The 6081-nt window shown below is 74.2% G+C and carries 8 protein-coding genes; 4 read left to right on the top strand and 4 right to left on the bottom strand.

Annotated elements, in window-relative coordinates; translation table 11 throughout:
• The first annotated feature begins 122 nt into the window (after nt 1-122).
• Together VR45_RS34125 and VR45_RS34120 are read left to right on the top strand one after the other, a co-directional pair.
• Nucleotides 123-716, top strand: a complete 594-nt coding sequence (locus VR45_RS34125; RefSeq protein ID WP_063772592.1) for a GNAT family N-acetyltransferase — start codon at nt 123-125, stop codon at nt 714-716.
• 58 nt (nt 717-774) lie between these two features.
• Complete coding sequence (locus VR45_RS34120) at nt 775-1722, top strand: serine hydrolase (protein WP_078897130.1); 948 nt, start codon at nt 775-777, stop codon at nt 1720-1722.
• Between the two features lie 13 nt (nt 1723-1735).
• On the opposite strand, the gene VR45_RS34115 is transcribed toward VR45_RS34120, so the two are convergent.
• Nucleotides 1736-2797 (bottom strand): alpha/beta hydrolase, encoded by a 1062-nt coding sequence (locus VR45_RS34115; RefSeq protein ID WP_078897128.1) that lies wholly within the window; start codon nt 2795-2797, stop codon nt 1736-1738.
• A gap of 158 nt (nt 2798-2955) precedes the next feature.
• On the opposite strand from VR45_RS34115, the gene VR45_RS34110 reads away from it, so the two are divergent.
• Both VR45_RS34110 and VR45_RS34105 read left to right on the top strand, forming a co-directional pair.
• Complete coding sequence (locus VR45_RS34110) at nt 2956-3594, top strand: GNAT family N-acetyltransferase (RefSeq protein ID WP_045943782.1); 639 nt, start codon at nt 2956-2958, stop codon at nt 3592-3594.
• A gap of 50 nt (nt 3595-3644) precedes the next feature.
• Nucleotides 3645-4490 carry a PaaX family transcriptional regulator C-terminal domain-containing protein gene (locus tag VR45_RS34105; protein WP_045943785.1) on the top strand — a complete coding sequence of 282 codons (846 nt, stop codon included), beginning with the start codon at nt 3645-3647 and terminating at the stop codon, nt 4488-4490.
• 23 nt (nt 4491-4513) lie between these two features.
• Here VR45_RS34105 and VR45_RS34100 read toward each other — a convergent pair whose 3' ends face one another.
• From VR45_RS34100 to VR45_RS34090, 3 genes are all read right to left on the bottom strand, one after another.
• Nucleotides 4514-4852 carry a cupin domain-containing protein gene (locus tag VR45_RS34100; protein ID WP_234326438.1) on the bottom strand — a complete coding sequence of 113 codons (339 nt, stop codon included), beginning with the start codon at nt 4850-4852 and terminating at the stop codon, nt 4514-4516.
• A 147-nt stretch (nt 4853-4999) separates the two neighbouring features.
• Nucleotides 5000-5680, bottom strand: a complete 681-nt coding sequence (locus tag VR45_RS34095; protein WP_045943781.1) for a response regulator transcription factor — start codon at nt 5678-5680, stop codon at nt 5000-5002.
• Nucleotides 5677-6081: ATP-binding protein (locus VR45_RS34090; RefSeq protein WP_045943780.1), on the bottom strand; the 405-nt coding region annotated here is incomplete at its 5' end. The genes VR45_RS34090 and VR45_RS34095, both read right to left, overlap by 4 nt.

Genomic DNA, 6081 nt, shown 5'->3' with positions numbered 1-6081 from the left:
AAGCCGCCCCGGAAACCGTTCCCGCAACGAAAAACCGGCGCCGGAAATCGGAAGGGCCTGGCATCGGCCGCGCGCGGTGCGCGAGAGTGGCCCGACCGCTGCCGCGACCGATGGAGCCGCCCGTGACCGTCACCCGGATCCTCCACTACCACCACGAGTTGCCGCTCGACTTCGACCAGTTGCTGCTCGGCATCCACGTCGACGCCCGCGCCGACCGGATGCTCGACCCGTTCACCCAGCGGTTCCACCTGGTCGTCGACCACTGGACGAGGCGTCCCGGCTTCTCCTGCGTCGTCTCCTACGACGGCCGCGAACCGACCGGCTTCGCCTACGGCGCACCGCTGGCGGCCGGCCGTGAATGGTGGCGCGGGCTGCTCGACCCCGCCCCGGACCCCGCCGCGACCTTCGGCCTGTCCGAGCTGATGGTCCGCCCCGCCTGGCGCGGGCAGGGCCTCGCCGAGCGGCTGCACGACGCCCTGCTGGAGGACCGGCCCGAGGACTTGGTGTGCCTCCTGGCCGAGGCCGGCCGGCCCCGCGCGCAGGCCCGTTGCGAGTCGTGGGGCTACCACCGGGTCGGCCCGACCCGGCCCGTCGCCGGCAGCCCCGCGTACACCGTGATGCTCCGCCGACTCCGGCCCGTGCCGCTGCATTCCGGTGGGGAGTACTGTGAAAGGGCCGTCACGCATCCGGACGGTTCGGCGGCCGACGAGTCCTGAGAAAACGTCCATGCCGTCCTCAGGATGTTCAAAGCCGCGCGCCCTACTCTCATCGATCATGGCGATACGAAGCGTCTCCCGGGCAAGAGTGTTGGTACCGGTCGGCCTCCTCGTCGCCGCGGGGGCGGTGGCCGCGGCGTTGCAGGGGCAGTCCGGCGGTGTCGAGAGCCGTTCGCAGATGTCCGTCGTGGCCGACACGACCTCGTCCGCCCCGCCGACGGTCACCCCGGCCACCGCCGCGCCCACCCCGACCGCCGCGCCCACCGACGCCCCTGCGCCCGCTGCCACGGCCGGGGCCGCCGCCGCGGCCCTGCACAGCGCCGTCGACCGGGCGGAGGGCGCGGTCTCGGTGGCGGTCACCGACCTGGACTCCGGGCAGTCGCTCAGTTACGGCGGCCCCGGCCACGACTTCGCCACCGCCAGCATCGTCAAGCTCGACATACTGGCCGCGCTGCTGCTCCGGACGCAGGATCTCGGCACCACGCCGACCGCCGCCCAGCGCGACCTGGCCACCACGATGATCGAGAACAGCGACAACGACTCCGCCACCGGCCTGTGGGACGAGATAGGCGCGGACTCGGGTCTCGACGCCGCCAACGCACGCTTCGGCCTGACCGCCACCGAGGCCGGCCAGGACGGCTACTGGGGCCTCACCTCGACCACCGCCGACGACCAACTGCGGCTGCTGCGCCAGGTCTTCACCGACGAGTCGCTGCTCTCCGCCACCTCCCGCGCCTACATCCAGGGGCTGCTCGACGAGGTGGAGGAGGACCAGCGGTGGGGCGTGGGCGCGGCGGCGAGCAACGGCGGGTACGAGGTGAAGAACGGCTGGCTGCCGAGGGACACGGACGGCCTGTGGGTGATCAACAGCATCGGCCGGGTCGAGCGGGACGGGCACCAGCTGCTGATCGCCGTGGTCTCGGACGGGAATTCGACCGACACCGACGGAATGGACCTGGTGGAGTCGGTGGCCCGCGCGGCGGCCGAGGCTGTGACCGGGAGCTGAGCGCCGGGAGGGCTCATCCCCGACGCGGGGCCCGGCCCAGTCCGTCGAGGAACTGCCGTTGGCCGTCCAGGAATCCGTCCGCGAAGAGCGAGCGGGGCGAGAACAGCGCGGTGAGCGTGAGCCTGGGCTCCGACTGCTCGACGGACCGCTTGAGCAGTGAATGGGCCGCGTCCGGGTAGTGCGCGACCGTCAGCGCGCCGCCCGCGTCCAGCGCCTCGCGGTAGCCGCGCTCCGTGTCGGCGGTGTCCACATTGGTGTCCTGGCCCGCGAGGACCAGCAGCACCGGGACGCCGCGCAGGGCCAGGAGGTCCCGGGTGGCGTCGGCAGTGTGGTTCCGGGAGACGAAGCCCCAGCGGCCGGCGGTCATGCCGTCCGCGTCGCCGCCCATGGCCGCGAGGTACTCCTCGAAGCCCGCGTGGCGCGCCAGCAGCGCCCGGACGGCGTCGCTCCGGGCGGTCTCGGCCTCGATCCGGGCCGCCGACGCGCCCTCGGCGCGCAGTTCGGCGAGGAGGTTGTAGCGGCCCTGCCGGAGCCAGTTGATCGCGGGCGAGACGGCGAGAACGAAGCTCACGGGCGTCCTCGCGGCGACCTTCGGCAGGACCCAGCCCGCCTGGCTGGCGCCCCAGAGCCCGATCCGGTCGCCGTCGATGTCGGGGCGGGTGCGGGCCCAGGCGATCGCGGCGGCGGCCTCGTCGGCCCGGTCGTCCATGGACTGGTCGAGCCAGTTGCCGGGGGCGCCCGCGACGCCGGGCTTGTCCCAGGAGAGCGAGGCGTACCCGGCCTCGGCGTTCGCCTCCCAAATGGGCTTGTAGCCGTCGTCGTGGGTGGCGTCGGTGGGGCCGTCGCCGTGGACGTACACGACGAGGCCGTGGCGCTCGCGGCCGTCCCTGGGGACGGCGAGCACGCCGTTGAGGACGTGGTTGCCGTGGCGGATCGAGACCCGCCGCTCGTCCATGGCGTAGGAGTTCTGCCACAGCACCGCGCCGACGAGACCGGCACCCACCAGCAGCACCGCGACGAGCGACCACACGGTGATGCGGAGCCCCCGCCGTCGGGGCCGGGTCTTCGGACGCACGGTTTTCGGACGCTCGGTTTTCGGACGCATGGGGCGGCCGCCTCCGTTCTGGTTCCGGTTCTGATCCGGCCCTAGAACTATCACCATAAGAACGGTCGTGGCGAGTCTGATAGATTTGAGTCCTGGTTCCAAGGCCCGACGAGAAGCGGAGGCACAGCATGGGACTCGACACACCGGGCCGCCCCGGCGCCGGAACGGTGACCGTGCGGCGGGGCCTCCCCGACGGAGCCGAGCGGCGGGCCGCCGAGCTGTACTGGGACGCCTTCGGCCGCAAGCTCGGCCCCGCTCTCGACCCGCCCGACAAGGCCGTGCCCTTCATCGCCGCCCACTTCAACGCCGACCGCGCGGTCTGCGCGCTGCTCGACGGACAGCTCGTCGGCCTCGCCGGGTACCGCCAGGGCGGGCGGGGCCTCACCGGAGGATCGGCCGGCGCCGTGCTGCGCGCCTACGGACACCTGCGCGGACTGCACCGGCTCCTGCTCCTCTCCCTCTTCGAACGCCGTCCGGCCCCCGGGCAGCTCCTCATGGACGGGATCGCCGTGAGTCCGGACCTGCGCGGCCGGGGTGTCGGCAGCCTGCTCATCGAGGAGGTGGCCGCCGTCGCGGCGGAGCAGGGCTACCGGGAGATCAGGCTGGACGTGATCGACACCAACCCGCGCGCCCGGGCCCTGTACGAGCGGCGCGGCTTCACGGCCGTACGGACCGAGGAGACGCCCTACCTGCGCCGACTGCTCGGCTTCGGCGCGGTCACCACTATGCGCCGCCCCGTCGGCACCCACGGCAGGGGAGAACTGTGAGCACCGGGACCGACCGCACCGGAACCGACCACGTCGAGGTCCCCACCCGGATGCTCGTCCACGCGCTGGTCCGCGAGGACGGCACCGTCGGCGCCGACGAGCTGTACAGCGTCGCCAACACCCTGGGCATGAGCGACCAGCAGGTGCGGCTGTGCGTCAAACGCCTGGTCGCCGAGGGCCGGTTCACCCACGAGGGCCGGGGCCGAAAGGCGCAGCTGCACGCGACGCCGGACACCGTGCGCGCCCTCGCCCCCAACGCGGACTTCCTGCGGCACGCGTTCCGCCAGGACGCCGGGGCCGCGCCCTGGGACGGCGTCTGGCACCTGGCCGCCTTCGCCGTGCCCGAATCGGCGCGCACCGCCCGGGACACCCTGCGCGAGACGCTCATCCACCTCGGCGGCGCCCCGCTCCAGGGCGGTCTGTACGTCAGCGCCAACGCCTGGGAGCCGTACGTCGAGGAGGCGGCCCACCGTCTCGGGGCCCACGGCGGGCTCACCCTCCTCACCACGACCGACCTGCGCCGGGGCGACACCCGGGAGCCCGCCGAACTCGCCCGGGAGCTGTGGCCCCTGACGGAGATCGCCGACCGCTACCACCGCCTCGATCGCGTCGCCGGACCACGTCTCGCCCGGCTCACCGGCCCCGCCGAGCTCTCCTCCGCCGAACTCCTGACCGTGGCGGTCGAGTTGGCCGCCGAGCTCACCCGCGCCATGGAGCCCGATCCGCTGCTGCCGCCCCAACTGCTGCCCCACCCCTGGCCCGGCACCGGGGCCAGGGAGCGGATCGCCCGCTGCTGGGCCGCCCTGTACGCCCGCGACCGGGGTGAGGCCCGCCCGGCGTTGTTCCGCCTCTTCGCCGACATCACCCGGGAAGCGGCGGACCGGGTCACGGACTGACGACAGAACCGACCGCTCGGGGCTCACTCCTCCTCGGGGACCTCGACGATCAGCAGCGTCCCCCGACTGCCGGGGCGGACGGCGTGGGCCGCGCGCGCCGGGATCCGGAGCAGCTCGCCCGGGCCGACCGTCACCTCGGCGCCTTCCAGCAGGAGTTCGAGGCGGCCGTCGAGGACGAGCAGCACCTCCGGGTTGACGTGCGACTCGACGGGCAGCGGCCGCCCGTCCATCCGCAGGACCTTCACGGCGGCCGTGCCCACCTGTCCGAGCAGGTGGGACGCCCAGGGGGCGGGCAGCGCGGACGCGGCGGCGGACAGGTCGATCGGGTTCACGGCGGTCGGGTTCACGGCGGTCGGGTTCACGGCATACCTCCATGGCGGGCCCGACCCGCCGTGGAGGCAGGACAGGACCGCGATGTGTTCGAAGGGGACGTGCTGGACGCTATCCGAGCGGCCGGGCCCGTTGGTCGACCGTTTGGTAAAACCTCGCGCCGTCCCTCCGAGCGGGTCTCAGCGCGACAGTCCCGCCCGGTGGGCGAGGATGGCGAGGCGGACGCGGTCGCGGGCCGCGAGCTTGTGGAGCAGCCGGCCGATGTGGGTCTTGGTGGTGCCCTCGGTGATATGGAGGCGCGCGGCGATCTCGGGATTGGTGAGCCCGTCGCCGACCAGGGCCAGCACCTCGCGCTCGCGGGCCGTGAGGGCGAGGAGGGCGGTGCGCGCCCCGGCCCGCACCGGGTCCTCGTCGGCGATGCCCGGCCCGGCGGCCAGCAACTCGGTCAGCTCGGTGATCAGGCGCCGGGCGATGCCGGGCCCGAGCGCACCCTCGCCGGCGGCCACCGCCCTTACCGCGGCGAGGAGTTCGGCGGGTTCGGCGTCCTTGAGCAGGAAGCCCGCCGCCCCGGCGCGCAGCGCGCCGCGCACATAGGTGTCGAGCGCGTAGGTGCTGAGGATCAGCACCCGGCTGCCGGAAGCTCCGGCGGTGATCCGGCGGGTGGCCTCGATACCGTCCAGGCCGGGCATCCGGATGTCCATGAGAACGACGTCCGGCCGTTCCCGGTGGGCGAGTTCGACGGCCTCCGCGCCGTCCGAGGCCTCCCCCGCCACCGTGAAGCCCGGGGCGAGGCGCAGGATCCCGGCGAACCCGGCGCGGACCAGGGCCTGGTCGTCGGCGACCACGACCCGGACCGTCACGGCCGGTGCTCCGGCTCTGCGGAGCCCGACCCGGAGTCGGCCCCGGCCAGTGGCAGCCCCGCGCTGACGCGGAAGCCGCCCGCCGGGGTCGGCCCGGCCACGCACCAACCGCCGTACAGGGCCACCCGCTCCCGCATCCCGGCCAGGCCCGCGCCACCGGCGCCACCGGGTGCGGGGCGTGGAGGCGCGCCGTCCCCGGGCCCGTCGTCCGTGACCTCCAGCCACAGCTCCTCGTCCCGGTACTCGACCTCCACCCGGGCCCGGGCCGCGCCCGCGTGCCGGACCACGTTGGCGAGCGCCTCCCGCAGGATCCGGTACCCGGACAGGCCGACGCCGGGCGGCAGTTCGCGTTCCCGCCCGCGGATCCGCACCTCCACCGCGACCCCGCCGGCACCGGCCCA

This window comes from Streptomyces sp. NRRL S-495 (assembly GCF_000966955.1).
GTDB lineage: Bacteria > Actinomycetota > Actinomycetes > Streptomycetales > Streptomycetaceae > Kitasatospora > Kitasatospora purpeofusca.
This window is presented reverse-complemented; position numbering and strand designations above follow the sequence as displayed.

What these genes read in the sequence shown, in the direction of transcription:
- VR45_RS34110 (WP_045943782.1), top strand. Translation starts at nt 2,956, where the DNA reads ATGGGACTCGACACACCGGGCCGCCCCGGCGCCGGAACGGTGACCGTG.
- VR45_RS34105 (WP_045943785.1), top strand. Translation starts at nt 3,645, where the DNA reads ATGCTCGTCCACGCGCTGGTCCGCGAGGACGGCACCGTCGGCGCCGAC.
- VR45_RS34120 (WP_078897130.1), top strand. Translation starts at nt 775, where the DNA reads ATGGCGATACGAAGCGTCTCCCGGGCAAGAGTGTTGGTACCGGTCGGC.